This window comes from uncultured Nostoc sp. (assembly GCF_937863485.1).
GTDB lineage: Bacteria > Cyanobacteriota > Cyanobacteriia > Cyanobacteriales > Nostocaceae > Nostoc.
On the sequence record NZ_CALMFY010000043.1, the window covers coordinates 130,831 to 153,103 of the forward strand.

The window sequence follows — 22,273 nt, forward strand, 5'->3', positions numbered from 1 at the left end:
AGTAATAATGTTGCTAGTCACGTCCTGCTACAATAATCTTTTCGGCTAAACCGACAGGGTTAGAAAACATCACCTCATGACCACCAGGCATTTGCACGAACCGAAATAGCCCCAAGCGGTTAGACATTCTGGGATGCCAGCCCCACTCACCTTGAGGGAGAGCGTTGTCTTCTGTACAGTAGAGGTAACTTTTAGGAATTGACAGCGAGTAAAACTGCTGCAAGTCTAACTTGTCAATCCACGATTGATACGGTTCAGGCGATAATTGTGCGTAACTGGATTTAGCCAGTTCGAGGTCAGCGTCGTTGAGAAACGCTTCTCGCCAAATCTCAAAAGATAGCATCAGCGTATTATCATCCGATTCTCTCGCTAGCTTGTCGAATAACACTTGAGAGTCTGGTGGGAGGCTATCTCTGAGGCTCTCACCAGAATGGCACTAAGAAAACGTGAAACCTCGTCAGGGCTATCTTGTTGGGGGTAGGAGAAAACAAAGAAAATTAAAAATAAGTGCGAACATTAATAAACTCCTTTGCGGGAGCAACGCTGGCGCTCCTCGTCACTACACCCCACGCCCCACACCCCACACCCAAAAGCCTTATGAATAATGGATTTGCCGAAAACAAGCGTGCCATTCGTATCATTGTGTTTCTCTCAGCATCACTCTCGTCGTATTGATCTGAAGTGTACCGAGATCCAATGCTTAACTTCTTTCAAATTCTTACGATGCCTTATCAAATTCTTATCGGGTTAGCGAACCTGCTTTGGAGTCATTCCAGTCAGGCGCTTAAACTGTTGTGTTAAATGACTTTGGCAAGAGTTACCCACTTGTAAGGCAATGTCTGCGATCATTAAATCCGTTTTCGATAACATTAATTTTGCTTGTTTCACGCGCTGTTGAATCACATACTGATGCGGCGAAATTCCTATTGCTTGTTTGAATACACTCGCGAAGTAAGTGGGGCTGATATTGATGACGCTTGCCAATTCAGTCAACGATAGATCTCGACTCAAATGCGTTTGGATATAATCGATCGCCTGCTGCAACTGGACGCAGGTTAAGCTTCTATTTTCAGATGTGACGATGTGTGCCGACTCAGCATAATGTCGCAACAGATGAACGACTAACGACCAAGATAAGCGGCGGCAGAAAACCTTTGCATCACAACCAAGATATCTCAATCGTCCGTTTCATCGACTTGTTAGCTGGCTGGCGCTACCAACCGCTCACTAATTCTTGAATTTTAGATTGTGCTTCGTCTAACGCCCGTTTCCGTGCCTCGTCTCCCGTTATCGAAGGCATCTGTGAGAGCAATAGGGTTCCAATATTCACTGTAGTAGTCTGCCAAGGCTACTTTGCTGGGTCAGAAAGTCGGGTATAAGCGCTCCATCTTTCTCCGTGCATCTGTAGTTTGAAAGCGCCAGTAAACACTTGTACGTTGAAGATTGCGTTGTTTCTCCCAAGTAGCAACTTCAGAGGATAATGTTTGTATATCCAGGATTCGTCGCTCTAAACATTGACGAGATAAAACAGATAACTCAATCTCTACTTGATTGAGCCAACTTGCGTGTTTAGGGGTGTAGTGGAACTCTAATTTTTGTACAATTAGACGTGCTTCTTGGGGTTTAAAAACTTCATATAAGGCTGCCGGAGTATGAATATTAAGGTTATCTACTACTAAACGAATAACATCAGCATCGCGGTGATAAATATCTACTAAATTTTTCATTTGCTTTGCAAAATCGTGCTTTGTACGCCGTTGAGTGATTTCAATATGTCTCCACCCATTTAAAGGTTGAAAATAGGCAAATAAATTTACAGTTTTGGTTAATGCATAACACTTTATTTGCCCATCAACAAAAGTTGGAGAACGGTTATATTGTCGAGTACGCCAACGATTTAGGGCTTGACATTCCTTAGTTTCTGAAAGAGTTATCTAAACAAGTGCATGTCGCTCGCATCAATGAAGATATCGAAGGCGGAATACACAGTGGAGTAACGACTGCCCCAGCCCTGTTTATCAATGGAATTCGATATACCGGGCACTGGAACACGACGGAGTTTATGGCAGCCATTATTGCTGCAAGTCATTAAGTTCCCCGATCTTTGCCCCAATTCATATCTGACTTGTTTATTAGTACTAGTAAGCAATCTAATTTCGATAGCTATCTTTTGCCTGTTTTTTTGAAAGATTGCCAATTTTTGAACCATGCTAACAATTACAACGCCAACAATTGAATTCAAGAACAGAGGCTTAACGCACACCCAATTGCAGCAAGTACTCGACTATATTAATACTCACCTTGACCGAGACTTGTCACTGACTGAACTTGCCGAAGTTATCAATATTAGCCCGACTTACTTTGCTAGTTTGTTCAAACAAGCGGTTGGGATTTCTCCACACCAGTATGTGATTCAACAGCGAGTGGAACGGGCGAAAACAATGTTGACGAAAACGGATTTGGCTATCGCAGACATTGCCTTACAAGTCGGTTTCTCCAGTCAAAGCCATTTGACACAACAGTTTAAGCACCTAACTGGAATGACACCGAAGCAGGTTCGCTCTTCACCATCAGAATCTAACAAATCGTCGTCAGAAATTGAAAGAAGTTGAGCATTGGAACTCATTACACTTTATTTACTCGAATGAATAACTGACTTTGAGATTTCCTTTTTGTCGCTTTACTTATATATAGCAATCCTAAATGAGTCGTGAAAATCTCCGATTCCTCTCTTTGCGTTCTCTGCGGTTAATTTATTTTCACAAATGATTTAGGACTGCTATAGTACGCGAAACCATTGGTAGTGCTATACAAGTAATGATGCGTTGTAGTAATGGATGAAATACCAAATGGCACCAATGTGATTTTCCAACGATTTGGAAAAGGACAAGGTTTTTCGGACTAGCCGAGACACCCGTTGCCTCGTCGTAATGTTGAATCGTTCAATGTAGCTGGTAAAACCAGTTTCTTTATCAACTGCTCGATGCCGTTTGCTTGGTAGAACTGCAAGTCTTATTGCAGATTCTGGCAATAGTTCTTTAAAAGGTAGTCCCAAACTTTGACTAAATTTATCCTTGAGGATTGTCACACGATTTGTCACAGTAGTATTTATGGTTTTGGCTTATTCGTATCAAAGAAAGTATTCCACAAACGAATAAGCTTTTTCTACCTACAAATAATTTTGGACAACCCGTACATCTAATTTCACTGTCTGGAGTCAGGCACAGCGTAGTTTACTGCCGCAGGCATCGTTATAAAGCAGGCTGGTAAGCCCATTCATTGCCCAGGGCGCTCAACTTTGTTAGCAGCGATCGCTACACTGCACCAACGACAATCGCCTGCCCCATTCCGACACTGTTCAATAGCTTTAAAAGCTGTAGTCTTTATCCTGCACACCTTAGAGCTTTTCTTAGTGCCATTCCTTACTGTAATTCTGTTTCTTAATTTTGAATGTGTGAATTGCTTAGTTGATACCTGGCTTGGGCTATTCGGCATCGCAAAGCGGGATAATTTGGGCAGATTACAGACGGCGTTATACATTAATAAGTGTATCTGCAATACCGGACTTGTTCTGGCTCAGTCTCAATAGCAAAGGTTTGGAGATGTTTACTTTATCAGAAACTTCTATCCTGGCGGCAATCCTACTGGTAGCTTTAGGCATTTTGGGCTGGGGCTTTTATCGCGCCAGACCTTTTGGTAAGCTGGGAATCTTAGCCTGGTTACAGTCGGTGGTGTTGATGACTCCCTGGCTCCTGTTTTTTGGATTGTTTGCCGCAGGGATTTATATCAACATAGCGGGTATATTGTTCTTAGTGGTGACTTCCGCCGGATTGTACATTTTCTTAGGCAGACAGTTACGTACAGCTGGACAAGATGCCATCCTCAAGCAACGCGCAACAGAAAGACTCGCCGCTAATTCCTCAGTTGAAGCAAATTCCCCACAATTAGCAGTCGCAGAATTGAAACCGGAGATTCCGCCAATACCGGAAGATGACTTAAATGCAATTAAAGGTATCTTTGGTATCGATACGTTTTTCGCCACAGAAACGATCGCCTACCAAGATGGAGCCATTTTCAAAGGCAATTTACGGGGAGAACCAGAAGAGGTTCACAACCGTCTAACAGCAAGTTTACAGAAACGTCTTGGTGAGCAATATCGTCTGTTTTTAGTCGAAAATACAGACGGCAGACCAGTAGTGATTGTCCTGCCGAGCCGCAATGATCCCCGCCCGATGTTGTTATCGCAAAAAGCTTTTGCGGGTATTCTGTTGATAGCAACTATTGCTACAAATTTAGAAGCTGCGGGCTTATTGCTGAATTTTGATTTCTTTGGCAATCCAGGGCGGTTTCAAGAAGCTTTGCCCATAGGCGCTGGGATATTTACGATTTTAGTAGCTCACGAAATTGGTCATTGGTTACTTGCCCAACGCCACCAAATCCGCCTTAGCTGGCCTTTCTTTTTACCAGCTGTGCAAATTGGTTCCTTTGGTGCAATTACCCGCTTTGAATCTCTGTTGCCCAACCGCAAGGTATTATTTGATATCGCCTTGGCAGGGCCAGCCGCAGGTGGTATCGTTTCTTTGTTAATGCTGATCACTGGTTTGCTGCTTTCCCACCCAGGTAGTTTATTTCAATTACCAAATCAGTTTTTCCAAGGGTCGATTTTGGTGGGAAGTTTGGCGCGAGTTGTCCTTGGTTCGGCGTTGCAATCATCCCTGGTAAGTGTTCATCCTCTAGTGGTGATTGGCTGGCTAGGTTTAGTAATTACCGCTTTGAATTTAATGCCCGCAGGACAACTAGATGGTGGGCGCATTGTCCAGGCGATTTATGGACGCAAAACCGCAGGACGGGCAACAGTAGCAACTTTAATTTTACTGGCGCTAGTGTCTTTGGGTAATACTATTGCCATGTACTGGGCGATCGTGATTTTCTTTTTGCAACGGGATCAAGAACGCCCCAGCTTGAATGAAGTCACTGAACCTGATGATGCCAGAGCCGCTTTGGGGCTTTTGGCTCTATTCTTGATGATTACCACGCTTCTACCCCTAACTCCCGGCTTGGCTGGGCGTTTGGGAATAGGATAGTGTTCTGAGTCGAATGGCACTAAAATCAGATAAATAAAGCTTAATAAGATAATTTTTTATTAAGACTTGAAGCTTTTTATCTGAATTGAAGTGCCAGCATGACTATCACCATTTCACGGCAAGCCCATTGGGAACTATTTCAGGAGACTGTCGAACTTTCTCAACATCCAGATCCTGATGATGCAATGGATGTGGTTTATAAATACCCGCAACCTTTGGGACAGGGTTATTTGCGACTAATTGAGCTGCGAGAGGGGTTGGTGTTGAGTATCCTCAATTTACAACTGAGCGATCGCCTAATCATCCAAGCCCCTGAACGTGAACATGGTTTTGAGTGGAACTTTAATTTTACCGGACAATCCCAGAATAAACTTGCTGCGATCAGTGATGGACAATACATTTTTTATGGGAGTGGTTTAGCTCCTAAAGAGACAATAGATTGTGGTATACAGCCCGCTCTAGGTGTGGGTTTTGAAATGGAACCTGAACTATCGAATCAACTACTGCGCTCCTTTGTTGGCGACCCAGACGGGGAATTACCGCCAGAATTACAATCGTTGATTCGACAGTCTGATCAGGAGTATTGCTGCCGTTCTGGAACTGCTACACAAGCCATGCAGACTGTAGCAAGACAAATCTTGCAATGTCCCTATCAAGGTATTGCTAAACGGATGTATCTAGAAGGCAAAGTTTTAGAATTGATGGGAATCTTGGTTGCACAGGAAGTTGAAATTCAAAATAGCAACAGCAACCTTCTTCCCCTGAAACCAGATGTCGTAGACAGAATTCACCTTGCCAGGGAAATCTTATTGCAACGGTTGGATAATCCACCTTCGTTAATAGAATTAGCCCCCGACAGGTAGGTTTAAATGACTATCTCCTCAAACAAGGATTTCGTGCCTGTTTTGGCACAACAGCATTTAGCTACCTGCATCAATATCGCCTGGAACAAGCACATCAGCTCTTGAAGACAGGAGACATGAAAATATCAGAGGTCGCTAAAGCCGTTGGGTTTGTTAACCAGAGCTACTTTGCGGCAGCCTTTAGAAAAAAATTTGGTCTAGCTCCTAAAGAATATCAGATGGAGCAGAAAAAAATCCGTCTAGCGTTCAAAAAAATCCGTCTAACGGCTAAAATGCCTTTCAATCACACTAGATTATGCTGTAATGTTTTTGACAATTCTTCTCAGTTTTTGTGTGAGTAATGTTGAAATTGTGGCGGCGATCAGTATCCTTTCTCGTAGGCGTGGTTTCCGTTTTTGGTGTTCCACCCACATTGTTACCGGGATTGAACATCTATGCGGGCTATGCCTACACCGATGCCCGAGTTACAGAGGACAACACCCCAACTGTGGGTAATCAATTGTACAATACGCCGGAGAATGCATTTAACCTGTGGACAAGCTATGAAATTCAAAAAGGTTCTATGCAAGGCTTAGGGTTTGGTGTGGGATTTTTCTTTGTAGGAGACAGGCAGGGCGATTTGGAAAATACCTTTAAGGTGCCCAGCTATGTCACTAACGATGCTGCCATTTTCTATAAACGAGGGCAGTTACGCACACAGATCAATTTTAAAAATCTGTTTAATGTGGACTACTTTGAGGCTGTCCGTGACGACCTCCGTGTTTTCCCCGGCCAGCCATTCACCGTACAGGGCACAATTTCGTGGGAGTTTTAAGGTAAGTGAGGGGAATGGAGGGCGAGCATCGGCTGAACCACTTGCCCCCTATACAGTTTTAATTTGTAGACAACAGATGAAATTCAATCTGGAAGTTTGAAACGCTTTTAATACTCCTGTATAAGTAGGTTGGCTCAAATAAACCTAACTATTACAGTTGGAGGTTACTTGCGTACTAATGCAGCGATTTATTACCGTAAGAATGGTTTTAATGCTGCTATTAATATCCATAATCTATTTGACACAGAATATGTTCTTACACCCCTATTTGGATCACCCTCATCTAGTGGAGCATTTGTTCAAAGAGGTGATCCTTTAACAATTGTCGGCTCCATTAGTTGGGAGTTTTAACTTGCTCGCTCTGTTGGTAATCGGTTGAAAAATTTTATCATAGTGCGTAAGTTCTAGTTGTTACGAAAATCAACTGAAGGGTTTCCAGCCTGCTAGTAAATTCGGGTAAGCTACAGGTGTGGGGAAAAGTTTCTGTAAACCAATCTGGCGTTCTTGTGGCTTTTCTTTGCTCATGTTCCAGAGGCTTTCATAGAAAAAGAAAGAGACTCCGGCAAAGTTGCGATCGCGTACTTTCTGCACTTGTGTCTGAACCTGCTGCATCGGTACAGATTTGTTTTTTAATCCAGCCATAATGCCCACACTCACTGGAATATGGCTCTTTGCCGTTTTCACTTCTGGATACTCTAATTCGCTCATAAAAACATTCAAGTCATCCCGATATATCTGCAAAACTAAGTCTTCAATAATTCCTAGCCGTTCCCACTTCTGCCAGTCTGCTAAAAAGAAATTGTAGGAAAAACGTTGAGGATTAGGAGCAACAGAAACCAGGCAATTTTTTTTAGTAGCTTTGATGGTTTTGAATACCCGTTTCATAAACTCGGTGATTTTGTTAGCTCTCCAGCGCACCCATTCTGAATCTTTAAAGTTTTTGGAGGGAGCTTGACCACGGTGTTCTTTTTTGTAAAGTGCCACTGTATAGGCATCGTACCCTAATTCTGATGGTAAGCCAAAATGGTCATCAAATTGAATACCATCAATATTGTAATTTCTAACAATTTCAACGATTAAATCTTGAATAAATTGTTGTACTTCTGGGCGAAAGGGATTTAGCCAAACGCGATTATGTATACCTTCTTTGATAATCCGAGTCCCGTTGCTGCGACTGGTAAGCCATTGGGGACGATTTTTGGCTAACAGGGAATCCGCTGGTGCCATAAAGCCAAATTCAAACCAGGGAATCACTGTTAAGCCTTTTTGATGTCCCACATCAACAATTTCTTTAAGGATATCTCGCCCTTGCAGTCCGGGTGTGGGATCGAGCGCTCGCCTAATAACTTTGGCTGCAACTTTGCTAGGATACAATGTATATCCCCAATTCCAAACCGCCGGATATATGGTGTTAAAATTGAGTTCGTCAAGGCGTTGCAAAGATCCCTTGAGGCGATGGCGCTCAAATAACACATCACTATCAATATTTGTTAACCAGACTCCCCTTAACTCAAATGCGGGCGTTCGGGGCAGATTAATTTGAGCGTTCAATGGGAACGATAGCATCACCGTAGCTACCATACTCAAGGTAACAATGACGGCAAATAACCCTAGCTTTTTGCTTTGGCGAATATTCCACCACGAATGAAACTCAACACACCACTTTACAAACCTTTTCATCATTTGCTACAGACATGATCAAATTATCAACAATCAGCATGAATAGCGATCGTTTCGATTGTAAGCGCTAAAACAATCGCTATTTAATCATGATCACTGAGGTTTACTATTTGGCGCTGGCTGCAAGCTGATTCCAAGCTTTGATTATTGTCTGTAAACTCTTTGGCAGGTTATTTAGAGAAATATCGTTGTACTGAACCGTACCCTGTTGGCTAGTGAGAGTGTAGGTGATATAATCAGCAGCACCACTAGGGGCTGGGTAACTCAGATTCCGGAACTTACTAAATTTAGAAAGTTCTAAAAATCTTTGAAATTGTTGCACCTGTTGCACAGAAACGCGGCGAACACTACGCTCAGAATCATTGGCATCACCAATCCGCACCCGAATCAATTGCCCATCTTTGAGTAAAACAGTCTCGTAAGTTCTACCAGCAAAACCACCACTGGAAATTTGCCGAAATACTACATATCGAGCTAATGGTGGTGGTAACTGGCTGACTGGAATTTGCACAGGGGTCAGTGAACTTGAGCTAGCCTTTTGATTCAGCCTGATTGCAGAACCTGTTTGATTGGTATGATAAACCAAGGTTTGTTCACCTTGACCAACAACCACCCGCCAACCTGATACCAAAGCTTGGGTACAGAATTCATCAGCATTAGGTAATTCTAAACAGCCATCTCTCCAAGTTTGCTGTTGAGCCTCAATGATGGTTAGCTGAGAAATTGGCTGTTGCAAACGTTTGGAGGCGGCTTGCAAAACAGCATTTTTTACAGATGCAGGTAATTTATCTGAAGAAGTGTTTGTCGAAGCTAAACGTAGCGATCGCCCGTTACTATTGGTATGATAAATCCAGTTTTGTTTGTCATTGGACACCACAAGCCGCCAACCAGGAACTAACGCTTGGGTACAGAGTTCATCAGCTTGAGGCAGTTCCAAGCAACCATTACGCCAAGTCTGTTGATTATAATCAATAATTTGCACTTGTCTGGTTGAAATTCCCTGTCTGCGGCCTAAATCTTGCAGTACCGCGTTAGCTACTGGACGTGGCAAGAGGTTTGGTTTAATATTGTCCTTGAGAACTTCATTGGTTGTTTCTAACGAAAACTTTGCAGTAGCGCCCGTAGCATCTTTGATAAGTGTTAAACTGCTAGCGACAGACAAAATTCCAGTCAAAATCAAAGCAGTGAAAATTCGCATTTTATTGGGGTTAAAGTAGTCTTTCAGCATGAATTTCATAGTAATATAGGGATGTTAGTCAAGAGTTATAGAACTCATAAATAGTATCCAAGCAAAAATATACAATAAAGTATATAATTTCTCTAACTTCACCAATTGAAATTAATTTAGTATCTCTCTTCTAAAACAGCTATAAAGACAGACGCTGCTGTAGTGATTGTTTGTTCCTTATACAAATTCTGGATAAAAATGCACTTAATTAAAACGCCCTATAGTCCTACGGCAATCAAGTAAGAACTTAGAAGCTTAGGATTCATTAGATGAGAAGTTCGTTGGAGAAGACAATCCACAACGCTATCTTGGAAAATAACTTGCGAGGAAAGCTTGCAACGTTTTTCGCTTCAGCTTCACAAGCGAGGGTTCAATAAAAGTAATTTTAGAAAAGAATGCGACAGAAGCATAGCTTAAGTTTTGCTTGGCTCAAGCTAGCGGATACAAGATTTTGAAGGCAATCTTAGGCAATATTAGGCCCTGATGACTTGTTGTTCAGATTCAACTAACTGATTGTGAGGTACATCAAATCTAATAGTACTGGCTGCCCAGTCTTTGAAATCTGGTGCTAGCCACACTAGCTTGCAAAGAATTTCGTCATTGACCCACAACACCAACGGGAACCGAAACTGTTTCCGAAACTCATCTCGCATAATGTTGGTACTGATGATTAGTTGGTTAATTTCCACTACAGACTCTAAACCCCGTACCATCAAAGCTTCGGGTTGAGTAGCACCAGTTGTAGTTGTAATAGCTGCATATAATGTGTCAGCCGCAGGTGAAAGCAGGATTTCCTGGATGTCTGCTGATGAAAATTCTATTAACACATTCAGCACTTGCTGCTGCCTTTCGACACTGTTACAACAAGCTAATATCAGTGAGAACTCCCCACCAGAAACCATGATCGCCCTTGCCAGCCTATTAGTGGCTGCTGTGCTGCTAACTGTGCTGTTTTCCGAATTACTTAAGCTGATCATTAAAAAATCCTGCTTTTAATTTTAAAAATATCTGAGCTACATTCAGTTATTCTACTCTATTAATTTTTACTAAAAAGTGTTAAGTCCGTAATTTGGATGAAGTTTTTGTTTAATACCAAGCATAATACTACGCATTGTCTAACGAAGGAGTATAACATGTATTATCCCACACTTACAACTAAGGGCTAATGTAAAGGTTGTATCAAAATTATATAAGCAAAAGATAATGCAACCAAAAGGAAGCAAATGGAGAATTAGCAATTTAATTATCACTGTATTTTCATCGATTTTGGCATCTCCCATTGGTTAAGTAATTTTGATATTTGCGTAAAAAAACGACTCAGTATAAGTTTAACAACAAACATTGCGAAGTGGGAGACAACTTAACTGGCTACTGGTTTACTGTAGTCTACGGTAAGCCGCTTACAAATAATTTTCCCTTACCAAACCATTTCAGGGCGGGTTTAGAGTGGGGAGTAAGTAGGTGGACGTTAAAAAATATAACTAGATTAAGAAATGTAAATTGCTTAAAAGCTTATATTCAATGCCTTTCTGGTGCTTTACATAAGTTTACGTAGTTTGGTTTAATTGTGCCTACCTACTTAGGTGAACGAAATTGTTTGTGTCTCGACACCCAGCCCTTTCTACAGCGTTAGTCTTTGGTACAAAAACTTTCCTCAAATTACAATAACTGCCACATCGCAAATAAATCCATTCATCCATGCATTCAGCAACGCCAGAATTTTTTCACCTGGGAACTGGTACTTGATTAATTACCGACGCAATTACCGCATCCATTTGTAAACCATCTAGCATCGCTTCTGCTTTCAAAATGAGGCGATGACGTAGCAGGGGTGATGCAACTGCTTTGACATCATCTGGCGTTACAAAATCCCTTCCAGCTAACCACGCTAGGGCTTGAGATGTCTGCAACCAAGCACCAGCGGCGCGAGGCGATGCGCCCAAAGTTAAATCGGGATATTGACGCGATGTTCTGACTAACGCCAACAAATAATCAACGATCGCTTCTGATACTTTAACTTCTTTGACTGCTTGTCGTGCTTGCAAAATCTCGGCTACTGTTGCTATTGGTTTCAAACGGCTAATATCCAAACGCCGTGCTGCAAAACCCGCCTGACGATTGAGTAACATTTGCTTTTCGGCAGCTTGATCGGGGTAATCCACCACCAGCTTAAATAAAAATCTGTCCAACTGCGCCTCTGGTAAGGGATAAGTCCCCTCAAATTCCAGGGGATTTTGGGTTGCAATCACCCAAAATAAATCCGGTAAGGGCAAACTTTCACCATCCAGCGTTACCTGCATCTCTTCCATCGCTTCCAGTAGCGCCGCTTGTGTCTTGGGAGGAGTACGGTTGATTTCGTCTGCTAGCAGCACTTCGGTAAATATTGGCCCTTTTTTCAAAGTGAAATTGCGGCTATTCAAGTCAAAAATATTTGTACCAGTAATATCTGAAGGTAAAACATCTGGTGTTAGTTGAATCCGGCGAAACTCCCCTTGGATTAACTGCGCCAACACTTTTACTAGGAGGGTTTTACCAGTTCCCGGTACTCCTTCCAAAATTACGTGTCCACCCGCTAGCAATGCTACTAAAAGTTGTTGTATTAGGCTAGATTGTCCGACAATCACTTGATTAAGACCTTGACCAAGGCGAATTAAGATAGGATGAGTTTCGCTCATATTTTTTATTGATAAATAACCAATGCAGAAATATTATGCATAATTCCAAAAAATTAATTACGAATAACGTTAGCGAATCCGCGTCCCTTGCGCGTCTCGTAGAGAGCGTCATTACGAATTATGAATTCCCCGCAGGCTTCGCCATTTCCCCAACCAGCTTAACAGTTCTCGTTCAGTGATGGGTTGTTTGCGAGATTGTAGCTTTAAGACTGCATCTAGTTCTGCTGCACTTGCGCCTGTTTTTTCTATCCAGAAATTGATCAAGGCTTGACGTTCTAAAAGTACTTGTCCTAATCCCAAGGCTTTTTGGAGTTGTAATTGTTCTTGTTTACCTACCATCTCTACAACAAAGTCGGTGGTATCAGCTTTCTGCAAGACTCCTGCTAAAGCTTGGATGTATGCCTCACTGTTATCTGCAACTGGTGTATCTAAAGCTACTGGCTTGCCAAAGCGGCGATTCTGTGCCCAAATTAGCACTAATAGCAGGATACCTACTTGCACCAATATTGGAAATAAAGGAGTTTTAGCAAAAAAGCTAGATAAATCTCCTTCGCTTTCTTTCTTCCTGACATCGGCATCTTTATAGCCGTGGATATATTCATCGACAAATATTGTGTTACCTTTTTCAGTAACCAAACTGGCTAGATACTTAAAATTACTTAAATAATCTTGGTAGGCGTTGGCGGCTAAATAAGGAGTGGTAGAAAAAATCACCTTTCCCTTTTTGTAATTTTCTTGCCAGACAACAGCACCAAAGCGATCGCCTAAATCAACTTGCTTGGAGTTAGGTTTCTGATATCGTCTACGCGTATCTATTTTGATATTACCTTGGGGAGATTTTTGCATAGTGCTAAACTTCGCTTCTGTAACCCGCGCCCCCGCACCCAAAATTACCAAAGTATTTCCTTTTTCTACCCATTCACGCTCTTGACTATCCAGTGTCGTCTCCCTTGGATAGCCGCCTACCTGTAGAACAGTAACTGGGCTGTTGTCTGGCTGAATGTCACTAAAAGGCTTTTGCCAGCGCTTCATAGAAATTCCCTGCTGTTGCATAAAAGCATACCAAGCACCATAGCCATCAGAGGCGCGGTTATAAGTAGAGCCAGTGTTAATTTTAGTATTATTGGGAGCCGCGATCAAACTAAGTAAAACGATCGCAGCTACTGCGATCGCTCCTATCCAAGCAAGGCGATTTGAACGTTTCATTTTCGACTTTTACTATAATCACTTCGTTTCAGTATCATTAGTTGTTAATACTTACTTATTTTTCAGGTAAAGTCAAAAATATCATTAATTTTCTTACAGCAGTTTTCATTTAATTGAACCATATATGTTGTAGGGGCACAGCAATGCTGTGCCCCTACCGCGTGGTCTATTTATCTAAAAATTGCTGTAAACCCTATTATTAAAAGCACTTTAGTGCTTACTACAAACCTTCAAAACTAGCTTGACAAAATACTACTACACTTGCAATACTACTCGGTTAAGAAGATTTGTAAGTTGGGTTGTAGCTTGCTTCCACGTTCGCGGAGCGTCTCGTAGAGAAGTGGTACGGAGTGAAACCCAACAAAGCCTTGAAAATGTTGGGTTTCGTTCCTCAACCCAACATACATTGGAGTTATTTTTTAGGCAAAACCTACGCAGTATTGATTACACTTGGGGAAAAATCCGCTCAGAAAATGGCGTTGCAACAGCAGTGCAAATTATTGAAAAAACGATGAATAATATTAAGTCCTCTTAAATATTTATAATTTACATTCCTTCGATAGAAGGAGTTTCTCTCAATTTTACTACTTTGGAGTCAACTAGCTCATCCAAATGGATGAAGAATAAATCTACCTATTAGTCGATCCAAGTGCAGGAGGTTTCGGCTTATAAATAAAAAAACAATATTCCTAGCGAATACTAATTCTACCAAGCTCTAGTTGAGGATAACTCTATGAAAGCTACTAACTTAATAAATTTTGCAAATATTGTATTTGGAATTGCTAGCACTAAAAAAGTCGATAATAACTACACTGCTGCACGAAAAAACACACCAAATGTCTCTGAGCTAATCCATAGTCATTCCACAGATATTAGTTACCCCAACTACTTTGATACTGCTAGTCTTGCTTATCACATTATGGGATTTGGCAAATTTCAGCGATAAAATTAAAGTTATCTATATTAAAAGTGAGAATGTAGGTTAGTCAACGCCAAATAAAGCGCGATCGCGGGACTTGACAAAGCGTCTAATGTTGATTATGAGTCCCGTTAATATTTTATAATATCAACTCTTATTTGGAAGTCCTAAAAAACCCCACCCCGTCTAAGGGGTGGGGTTAGTACAGTTACTAAGGCTATTTAACCGTAGATAATATAATATCACTCAAATTGCACAAGCGATCGCCCCGATACAATAATAAAACCGACAGAATCAAGTCTAATCTGGGGCTGACGAATTCCCTCTAAAATGGCTGCATTTAAAGCAGTTTCTATCTTCAATTCTTCAGCTAATGCATTATCCCAACTTTGCTGGTTCAGGCGTAGGCGTAATTGTTCTACTCTATTGCCTAATTTCTTTTCGGCAACATTAGCACAACTTTGGCACAAGTCAATAAAATCTGGACGATTGGAGAGTAATTCCGAAGAAGTGTTCCGCACTTGATAGCAAAAATTTTGCCATTTACTAGGGTCAACAAAATCGTCAATAATTCCTAAGCGCTCTTTTGCCAAATTGTAATCTCGTCCTTGATTATTGTTTTTATCTTTATATGCACGTTGCAGGATACCTAAGATTGCTTTATCTTCAACAACGCGTATTGGCTCCTTACGACCATCAACATAGATAGTTTCTATAATTGGCGGAAATAAAGCATCGACACGTCGCTGCAAGTTTTTGAATTGAGAATTATCTAGTTTGTAATCGATTAAAACTTGTTTGGCAATTTTTAAATTTGCCTCGACTACATAATTGCATTGAAAACCAAACCACTCCTTCCCTTCTTTAGCATCCCAAGATGCATCAGTGCGCCACATTGCAAAGGCTTCACCTCGGTCATCCCAGTTTATATAGTTTAAGAGTGCTTCGACAAATCCTTCCCCAATCCGAAAGAGTTTAATACCAGAATTCTGATTTGCTACCCTGCGATTATAAGTACCAAATTGGTCTAGATAACTATCAGCAAAACGGTTTTTTAACTCATTTATGGGAACCAATGTCCGCGTTGTCGGTTGATAACGTCGAATCTCTGATGAATCTGGGTTATTGAGTGCCCTGAATCCCAATGCATCACAAATCCAGCCTTCAACTGCTCGTTTAATTTCTAGATGGCAAGCATCGTAATTATCTAAATCTTGAAAATACTGGGTGGCAATTTCATCGTTAGCGTCAATTTCATTTAGAGCATTCTGTTCACTAATTTTTGCTATTTCAGCTTCAATTTGCTCTTGAATTGGCGAAATCATCTCTAACAATCCAGCCGCACTTGATTGAAACAAAGTTGTTTCTAATTCTGCAAGTTTCTCATCCACATAAAACTGTAAGCTGGCAATTGATTGTTGGAAAATACCAAACCCATCTTTCAATACTTGATACCAAGCATTGTGAGGGCTATCTGGCAAATAGGGGCCAATCAAGGCACAAGATTGGACTCCAATTTTGCTGCCAATCCGGTCAAGTCTGCCAATTCTTTGCTCTAATTGATTAGGCGACCAAGGAAGGTCAAAATGAATTAACCAATCGGCAAACTGGAGATTACGTCCTTCTTCTCCAGAGCGATCGCATACTAAAATAAAGCAGTTTAGGTTATTCTTGAACTTACTTAAGTCTTCCTCAACTTTGTCTGGTGATTCTCCAAATTGATGTTTAGCTACTGTCTCTGCACCAAAGGTATCAGACAAATATCGGACAATTTCGCCACAAGTTTGCACAAAACTGGTAAAGACAATAAATTTGGGCAGAATATCGCCAGTAATTGGTCTTTTGATTCTCTGCTGTATCCTCGTGACGAATTCTTTTTGATTTTTCCGAACATTTGCGGGAATTTTGAAGTACGTACCTAGCTGATTCAGCAGCACTGTTTTCAAATTTTCCGTCCGTTCTCCGTCCTCTTGAGGTTGACGAATAATTTTTAGTAAGGATTGCAGAATCTCTTCTTCCCCTGAGAATTTGGGGGTTATAGTTAATAGGCGAATATCATCTTCTTTAAACTCCTGGATGAGTTTAGAATCAGGTTTACCAGTTAAACGCGCGGTAATTACCTGCTCTAAAATGCCTAACCAAGTACCAGAAGCTAGAAATAACAACAGAAAAATTCGCTGATATTGCTTTTCACCAGGAGCAACATTACGCCATTGATTGAGCAGTTCGTGGATATCAGGCGATCGCTCGTCTAAATCATACTCTTCTTTCGGCGTAAAATTGCGGTCAAATATGACATCTTCCACCGCAGCGCGACGGTTGCGAAGCATTCGGCGGTGTAGTCGATAGGTATCGCTGACGTGAGTGCGAATCGCTTGGACTATTTGCTCTTGCTCAGGAGAATTTGCTTGTAAATTTTCTAAATCATCCGCCAGCTTCAATAAATACTTGTCCTCAGCAAAGAGGTTTCGCAGTTGCTGCAAGTTGCTTTTGAGAACAACAGGCTCTGCACCTTCATTAAAAGAAAGCAGAAGTTTACCAATTTGCTGACGACTTTCAACTTTGGCACGAAAACCTGCTAAATCACCAAGTTTATAGGTTGTTGGGTCAAGCAAGTGCAACATGGCCAGAAAATCCTGCTCATGATTGAGAACAGGAGTGGCAGATAATAAAAGTAAGCGATCGCTTTTATGAGCAAGTTCTTTGCAAGTCTCAAAACGCTGGCGCACTGTTGCATCCTTAGAGGTTGCCATTGCTGCGATATGATGGGCTTCATCTAAAATTAAGCAGCCTATCCTCGCTTTCAGGTTGATTTTATGGATATCTTCAACCGCTAGCACCGCTACCCGTTTGCCAAAATGGGAGATGTAAAACTTGTTTTCTAACTCCAACCGCCATTGTTTGAGCAAATATTGCGGAACTAATACCACCGCACCTTTTTTCGGCTCATCGAGGAGGAATTGACGCAGAATTGCACCCGCTTCGATGGTTTTTCCGAGTCCCACCTCGTCTGCTAACAAGTAGCGTTGAATTGGGTCTTCCAGTACCCGCCTGACTACTTCAACTTGGTGAGGATAAAGATTAATATTTGCCGAAATCAGTCCCGTCATCCCGCGACTGACAGCGCGTTGCTGAATCAAGGATTTCACGAAAGCCAATCTTTTGTCGTGGAAGTAGGGCGTTTCGTGACCCTTCATCGCCAAAGTTTCGATGGGGTCTGTGTTGGGTAAATTGCAACGAACGTAAATGTCTTCAACAGATGCGATCGCAGTTTTCTTATCTGGTAAATCAATTTGATACATTTCTGTATCTTCATCCCAGATGAAAATTCTGCCAACTATCCATTTATCCTGAGTTTGGGACTTAATATAGCATCGAGCCTGGGGTTCAAGCTTGACTTCAGAGAGTGAATTTAAAGGTAAAGTTTTTTGGAGACGTTGCCCTATGGAGCAGAAATACTCAACGTTCGCATTGGCATCAGATATTTCCGTAACTTTTCCTATACCCAAAGAGTTATTCTGGGACTGTACTAATAAACCGAGCTTAATCATAGATCCAGTCCCCTGAACACACTAAAAGAACCTTCCAGACTAGTTTTTTAACCTATATCTGGCAGTTTTGTCGATCAACATTATAGATAATAAACTGGTATTACTGTTTTTGTCGTCATAGCGATGTCTACGACGGGCTATGACGCTCGTTCGCGCCAGCGTGCCGTAGGCAAGACTCGCTCTAAGCGAACGCAAGAGCGTCTCTAAGAGTTGCCATACCGCAGGCTTTACGCAACTCTTGGAGACGCTCTTGCGTAGCTTGCTTCCCCGTAGGGGTACGCTATCGACGTCGCTCCACCACAGCCAATTAGTAAAATCAGCAATTTTCTAGGTAAATAGAAGACGCCCTACGGGCACAGCAATATTCATTGGTGTCAACTTACAGCTATTTTCAGGTAAATAGACCACGCGGTAGGGGATCTTGGCCTTGCGCCCCTACAACAGATATGGTTCAAATACTTGAATTCTGCTGTAACGTGAAAGTTACTAAGCAAAAATGCTTTGAGACATTACCTCGTTCATCTCGTTCCCAGTCTTCGACTGGAAATGCCCCTCATTGAGGCTCCGCCTCTCTGACTTGTGGCAGAGTAGAGACGTTACATGTAACGTCTCTACATTCGTTTTCACTCCTATGTCTATTGTCAGGGGACACATTGGCATTGTCAGAGGACGCATTGGCATTGTCAAAGGACGCATTGGCATTGTCAAAGGACACATTGTCATTATCAAAGGACACATTGGCATTGAAAGAGGAACCATTTGCATTTTCAAAGGAAACATTGTCATTGTCAAAGGACGCATTAGCATTGTCAAGGGACGCATTGGCATTGCAAGGTATTGACGAATTTAATTAACTACGAATTTAGAACTTACGCACCGTGACGAAATTACGTCATTGCGTTCGCGTAGCGTCTCGTAGAGAAGCAATCTCAAACTTTGTTTTTATATTCTTAGTGCGTAAGTCCTAGAATTAATGAAATGCTGTACTTAGCTGATTATGTGCTGCAACAGATTCACGCTTTGGCTTGATAACGCCACGATACAATTAAGGTGATGTAGTTTTATTTACTATGAAGAAAATCAGAGACAACACAATTAAGTTAAATCAATTTTTAAAGTTGATGGGTATAGTGCCAACTGGAGGGCAAGCCAAGCTGATGATTCAAGGTGGCGATGTCCAAGTAAACGGTATGCTGGAAACCCGACGAGGACGGCGACTAGTACCGGGTGATAAAGTTACAATACAAGGACAGACTTTAGAGGTGAATTTGAACAACAATGAAGACCAAGACGTAGTAATAGATTTTGCCGAACAAACAGAGTAAAGGATTTTTATCTCAAATTTACAAGTTCCTCTTTTGTCTTGTGAGTAATGCTACAAATTTCCCACAAAGTTATTATCCCACAGAGTGAGATTGAAATTAGTGCGATTCGTTCGCAAGGAGCGGGAGGCCAAAATGTGAATAAGGTTTCCACTGCAATTCACTTGCGCTTCGATATTGCAGCTTCATCATTACCGGATTATTATAAACAACAGCTTTTAAAGCTGAATGATCGACGCATCACCCAGGAAGGAGTTGTCGTAATCAAAGCGCAGGAACACCGAAGCCAAGAGAACAATCGAGAATCAGCGTTGAGACGACTTCAAGAACTTATTCAAAGCGCAGTTGTAGTAACGATAAAACGCAAACCCACGAAACCAACTCGCAGTTCTCAAAGAAAGCGCCTCGACTATAAAACTAAGCGCGGACAGGTTAAGTCGAACAGAGGGCAAGTGACAGATTCTTGATTTATAAATTAAATTTTGCCACTCCATTTGGTCGCAAAATCTAACCAGAGAACTAAGACTAATTCCTTCTATTGACTGTGGTCAAGTTCATGACTTAGTTGGTTAGCTTGAGAATAGTAACTATTAAAGGTGAAAAAAGATGAATAAGACATTACTAACAATTTTGATGCTTGCGCTCTTACTCTTATTCATCATCTCTCCCTTTGCTGCCCTTGCTAGTTTAATGCTGGTAGTGTTTGTTTCGGCGTTTTTCTCTTTACTAGGAAACTTGTTCCAAGCAATAATTGGTGGTGACACCAATCCAAAAGGGTCTTAACACATCCTGCACTGTCAAATTATCTTCTTTTCCATACGCGCTGCTTCATAAAGCATTTGCCAGAGAAAAGGCTCATCTTCCTGTGTGAGTGGACAAATTGAATAATCCATGACCATAAACAAAAAGGTACAAGCCCCTAAATTTATTTATGGGGTTCAAAATATTTGACTTTTGACTTTTGACTTTTGACTTTTGACTTTTGACTTCCCCGTTCGCGTAGCGTCTCCTTGGCGCAGCCTCTCGTAGAGAAGAGTTGGGGCTGACTCATGCCCCAAAGTCCGCTTTTGTCAAATTTAGGGTAATTTCACTCAGTGGTGTCGGTAAACCATCAATGCTGACGAGATTTCTCTTCTGTTGAAATTCTCGAACTCCCTCTTCACCTTTTTTACTAGCCCAGTTTACTAAAGTCTGGCGCTGACCTCGATATTCATAGAGTGGTACGCCAAAACCACAGGAAGTCTGTACTTGTTCAATATCAGCGACGATAATTTGACGAGCTCCAGGCATCGGCAAAAACAGAGAATAGAGGGAGTCCCAGTCTGGAGAACTTGGTAAAATCGTCTTTCCTTGACCGTAAAGACGCAGGATACACGCAGGTTCCTCAAAGGCGCAAAACATAAAGGTTATCCGCCCATTTTCTTGCAAATGGGCTGATGTTTCGTTACCACTGCCTGTAAGGTCTACGTAACCTACTCGGTTGGGAGAGAGGATACAAAAGCAGCCTAAACCTTTAGGAGAGAGGTTAACATGACCTGTAGAACTCAAAGGTGCAGAGCCAACGAAGAAAAGGTGTTGAGCAGTAATAAAGTCTTGCAGTTCGTCAGTAATAGAGTCAAAAAATTTAGACATAAACTGTCTGATTTATATTTGCAAATTTCCCATCTTCTCAGGCTATGTCTTAGCTAAACATCTAGCAAGCCCTAATTGCCGATGTCTAAGTAAGTAAGGACTTACAAAATGTTACTGTCTCATGTACCGACTAGCCATTTGGATGGCATCAGCGATATCCACATCACCATCACCGTCAGCATCCAAGAAAGAATTCAGTACAGGATTGCCGCCAGCTTGGGGATTGGTGGCATTGGCACCTGATTGCAAAAACTTTAGTACCAAAGGTACTGCTAAAGGTAGCAATTGTTGAACTATACCAGCATCCAATCCAGTGCGCTGGGCAGCAACTTCAGCTACTTGTTGTTGTATCTGAGAAGAAAACAGCGAATCGACGGCTTCGGGGTTAGGTGAAGTACCAGCATATTGATTCACTAGAGTTTGTGTGGCTTCATTACCATCTGTGGCTTGCTTATCTTGTAAAGCAGAACGTACTTGACCACCCACAATAGACAAAACTGATTGGATGGTAGACGGGTCTGTACCAGTGCGATCGCTCAACTGCTGTACAGTGTTAATAATACCTCCCAGTTGACCTAAGCTGCCTTGTTGATTAGGATTAGCGACGGCACCAAGAATTTGATCGAAAAGTCCCATAAGTTTGTTTTTCCCTTTGTTCTCAAAAAGTTTGCCAAAACTGGCTTGAAGTCTTTTGTGTAGGCAGACTTTCGTAAGTCCACTAAAAGATTAGAACACGCCAGCTCATAATGAACGAATAAAATTTCAAAAGCTACTAGCTCAAGGGTGAGAAATCGGCACAGCGATACCTGCGGTAGGCAGAGTGATCGTAAATTCTGAACCTCGATTTAACTCAGATTGACAAGTAATTTTACCCTAATGTTTTTCTACCACAATCTGATATGCGTAGGCGTAGCCCGCCACAGGCATCGCTAGCCCCAAACCAGTACCAATGACTCGTTATTTGGTTGTGAAAAATGTTTCAAATATCTTTTTCTGATTTTCTGGTAAATACCAAAGCCGTTGTCTGCAATTCGCACTATCACTAAAGGTTAAAAATACTGAAACTTTGATTCAGATTTATTGGTATGACAATACGATCGCTTTTTTGGTTATTGCTAGAAGCGATCGCTCCTACTCAGTTTTATAATTTATGATCAACTCAAAGGCTTAAGCTTCAACCTCAGAAGTTCAAACTTCAGCCTCGTTGATCAAAAGCTCCTTCCTAGCACTCTGGTAAAAAATACTGAAACTATTAAGATTAGAAGCATCTGCCTACTGAATACCCACTAATCTTTCCCA

The 22,273-nt window shown here is 41.6% G+C and carries 21 protein-coding genes and 2 pseudogenes; 11 read left to right on the forward strand and 12 right to left on the reverse strand.

Features of this window, described 5'->3' with window-relative positions; translation table 11 throughout:
- Window positions 1-13: 13 nt before the first annotated feature.
- From Q0541_RS06205 to Q0541_RS06215, 3 genes are all read right to left on the reverse strand, one after another.
- On the reverse strand, window positions 14-388 hold the full coding sequence (locus tag Q0541_RS06205) for a salicylate esterase (RefSeq protein ID WP_298907070.1): 375 nt from the start codon (window positions 386-388) through the stop codon (window positions 14-16).
- Between the two features lie 359 nt (window positions 389-747).
- The gene (locus tag Q0541_RS06210; protein WP_298907073.1) at window positions 748-1,179 is read right to left on the reverse strand and encodes an AraC family transcriptional regulator; all 432 of its coding nucleotides are present in this window, start codon (window positions 1,177-1,179) and stop codon (window positions 748-750) included.
- A 182-nt stretch (window positions 1,180-1,361) separates the two neighbouring features.
- On the reverse strand, window positions 1,362-1,844 hold the full coding sequence (locus Q0541_RS06215) for a transposase (RefSeq protein ID WP_298907164.1): 483 nt from the start codon (window positions 1,842-1,844) through the stop codon (window positions 1,362-1,364).
- On the opposite strand from Q0541_RS06215, the pseudogene Q0541_RS06220 reads away from it, so the two are divergent.
- Window positions 1,817-2,092, forward strand: a pseudogene (locus Q0541_RS06220) (disulfide bond formation protein DsbA); the annotation flags it as partial. The gene Q0541_RS06215 and the pseudogene Q0541_RS06220 sit on opposite strands and share 28 nt — an antisense overlap.
- Before the next feature lie 115 nt (window positions 2,093-2,207).
- The gene (locus Q0541_RS06225) at window positions 2,208-2,612 is read left to right on the forward strand and encodes an AraC family transcriptional regulator (protein ID WP_298907076.1); all 405 of its coding nucleotides are present in this window, start codon (window positions 2,208-2,210) and stop codon (window positions 2,610-2,612) included.
- 194 nt (window positions 2,613-2,806) lie between these two features.
- Here Q0541_RS06225 and Q0541_RS06230 read toward each other — a convergent pair.
- A pseudogene (locus Q0541_RS06230) lies at window positions 2,807-3,001 on the reverse strand (IS1 family transposase); the annotation flags it as partial.
- A 601-nt stretch (window positions 3,002-3,602) separates the two neighbouring features.
- Here Q0541_RS06230 and Q0541_RS06235 point away from each other — a divergent pair.
- The 4 genes from Q0541_RS06235 (at window position 3,603) to Q0541_RS06245 (ending at window position 6,761) form a co-directional block, all read left to right on the forward strand.
- Window positions 3,603-5,084 (forward strand): site-2 protease family protein, encoded by a 1,482-nt coding sequence (locus Q0541_RS06235; protein WP_298907079.1) that lies wholly within the window; start codon window positions 3,603-3,605, stop codon window positions 5,082-5,084.
- A 98-nt stretch (window positions 5,085-5,182) separates the two neighbouring features.
- Entirely contained in the window at window positions 5,183-5,947 is a 765-nt protein-coding gene (locus tag Q0541_RS06240) for an AraC family transcriptional regulator (protein WP_366941817.1), read from the forward strand.
- Window positions 5,929-6,288 carry a helix-turn-helix transcriptional regulator gene (locus Q0541_RS34335; RefSeq protein WP_366941822.1) on the forward strand — a complete coding sequence of 120 codons (360 nt, stop codon included), beginning with the start codon at window positions 5,929-5,931 and terminating at the stop codon, window positions 6,286-6,288. Before Q0541_RS06240 ends, Q0541_RS34335 begins: the two co-directional genes overlap by 19 nt.
- A complete protein-coding gene (locus Q0541_RS06245) occupies window positions 6,288-6,761 on the forward strand; it encodes a TonB-dependent receptor (protein ID WP_366941818.1) in 474 nt (157 codons plus the stop codon). Before Q0541_RS34335 ends, Q0541_RS06245 begins: the two co-directional genes overlap by 1 nt.
- A 420-nt stretch (window positions 6,762-7,181) precedes the next feature.
- Here the strand turns inward: Q0541_RS06245 and Q0541_RS06250 are convergent, their stop codons facing one another.
- From Q0541_RS06250 to Q0541_RS06270, 5 genes are all read right to left on the reverse strand, one after another.
- Window positions 7,182-8,441 carry a glycoside hydrolase family 10 protein gene (locus Q0541_RS06250; protein WP_298907167.1) on the reverse strand — a complete coding sequence of 420 codons (1,260 nt, stop codon included), beginning with the start codon at window positions 8,439-8,441 and terminating at the stop codon, window positions 7,182-7,184.
- Window positions 8,442-8,547: 106 nt separating this feature from the next.
- Entirely contained in the window at window positions 8,548-9,678 is a 1,131-nt protein-coding gene (locus Q0541_RS06255; RefSeq protein ID WP_298907082.1) for a hypothetical protein, read from the reverse strand.
- A gap of 464 nt (window positions 9,679-10,142) precedes the next feature.
- Entirely contained in the window at window positions 10,143-10,646 is a 504-nt protein-coding gene (locus Q0541_RS06260; RefSeq protein WP_298907085.1) for a hypothetical protein, read from the reverse strand.
- A 747-nt stretch (window positions 10,647-11,393) separates the two neighbouring features.
- Entirely contained in the window at window positions 11,394-12,344 is a 951-nt protein-coding gene (locus tag Q0541_RS06265; RefSeq protein WP_298907088.1) for a MoxR family ATPase, read from the reverse strand.
- 111 nt (window positions 12,345-12,455) lie between these two features.
- Entirely contained in the window at window positions 12,456-13,550 is a 1,095-nt protein-coding gene (locus Q0541_RS06270) for a DUF4350 domain-containing protein (protein WP_298907090.1), read from the reverse strand.
- A gap of 733 nt (window positions 13,551-14,283) precedes the next feature.
- Between Q0541_RS06270 and Q0541_RS06275 the strand changes: the two genes are divergently transcribed.
- Complete coding sequence (locus Q0541_RS06275) at window positions 14,284-14,496, forward strand: hypothetical protein (RefSeq protein WP_298907092.1); 213 nt, start codon at window positions 14,284-14,286, stop codon at window positions 14,494-14,496.
- A 215-nt stretch (window positions 14,497-14,711) separates the two neighbouring features.
- On the opposite strand, the gene dpdE is transcribed toward Q0541_RS06275, so the two are convergent.
- Window positions 14,712-18,020 (reverse strand): protein DpdE, encoded by a 3,309-nt coding sequence (dpdE, locus tag Q0541_RS06280; RefSeq protein ID WP_298907094.1) that lies wholly within the window; start codon window positions 18,018-18,020, stop codon window positions 14,712-14,714.
- A 631-nt stretch (window positions 18,021-18,651) separates the two neighbouring features.
- On the opposite strand from dpdE, the gene Q0541_RS06285 reads away from it, so the two are divergent.
- The 4 genes from Q0541_RS06285 (at window position 18,652) to Q0541_RS06300 (ending at window position 20,125) form a co-directional block, all read left to right on the forward strand.
- Window positions 18,652-18,861: a hypothetical protein gene (locus Q0541_RS06285; protein ID WP_298907096.1), complete on the forward strand. Its 210-nt coding sequence runs from the start codon at window positions 18,652-18,654 to the stop codon at window positions 18,859-18,861.
- Window positions 18,862-19,090: 229 nt separating this feature from the next.
- Complete coding sequence (locus tag Q0541_RS06290; protein WP_273767590.1) at window positions 19,091-19,345, forward strand: RNA-binding S4 domain-containing protein; 255 nt, start codon at window positions 19,091-19,093, stop codon at window positions 19,343-19,345.
- A gap of 47 nt (window positions 19,346-19,392) precedes the next feature.
- Window positions 19,393-19,809, forward strand: coding sequence for an alternative ribosome rescue aminoacyl-tRNA hydrolase ArfB (gene arfB, locus Q0541_RS06295; protein WP_298907103.1), 417 nt, complete (start codon window positions 19,393-19,395; stop codon window positions 19,807-19,809).
- Between the two features lie 139 nt (window positions 19,810-19,948).
- The gene (locus tag Q0541_RS06300; protein WP_298907106.1) at window positions 19,949-20,125 is read left to right on the forward strand and encodes a hypothetical protein; all 177 of its coding nucleotides are present in this window, start codon (window positions 19,949-19,951) and stop codon (window positions 20,123-20,125) included.
- A gap of 264 nt (window positions 20,126-20,389) precedes the next feature.
- On the opposite strand, the gene Q0541_RS06305 is transcribed toward Q0541_RS06300, so the two are convergent.
- Both Q0541_RS06305 and Q0541_RS06310 read right to left on the reverse strand, forming a co-directional pair.
- Window positions 20,390-20,974, reverse strand: coding sequence for a pyridoxamine 5'-phosphate oxidase family protein (locus Q0541_RS06305; RefSeq protein ID WP_298907109.1), 585 nt, complete (start codon window positions 20,972-20,974; stop codon window positions 20,390-20,392).
- A 111-nt stretch (window positions 20,975-21,085) separates the two neighbouring features.
- Window positions 21,086-21,610 carry a DUF937 domain-containing protein gene (locus Q0541_RS06310; RefSeq protein ID WP_298907110.1) on the reverse strand — a complete coding sequence of 175 codons (525 nt, stop codon included), beginning with the start codon at window positions 21,608-21,610 and terminating at the stop codon, window positions 21,086-21,088.
- Window positions 21,611-22,273 lie beyond the last annotated feature (663 nt).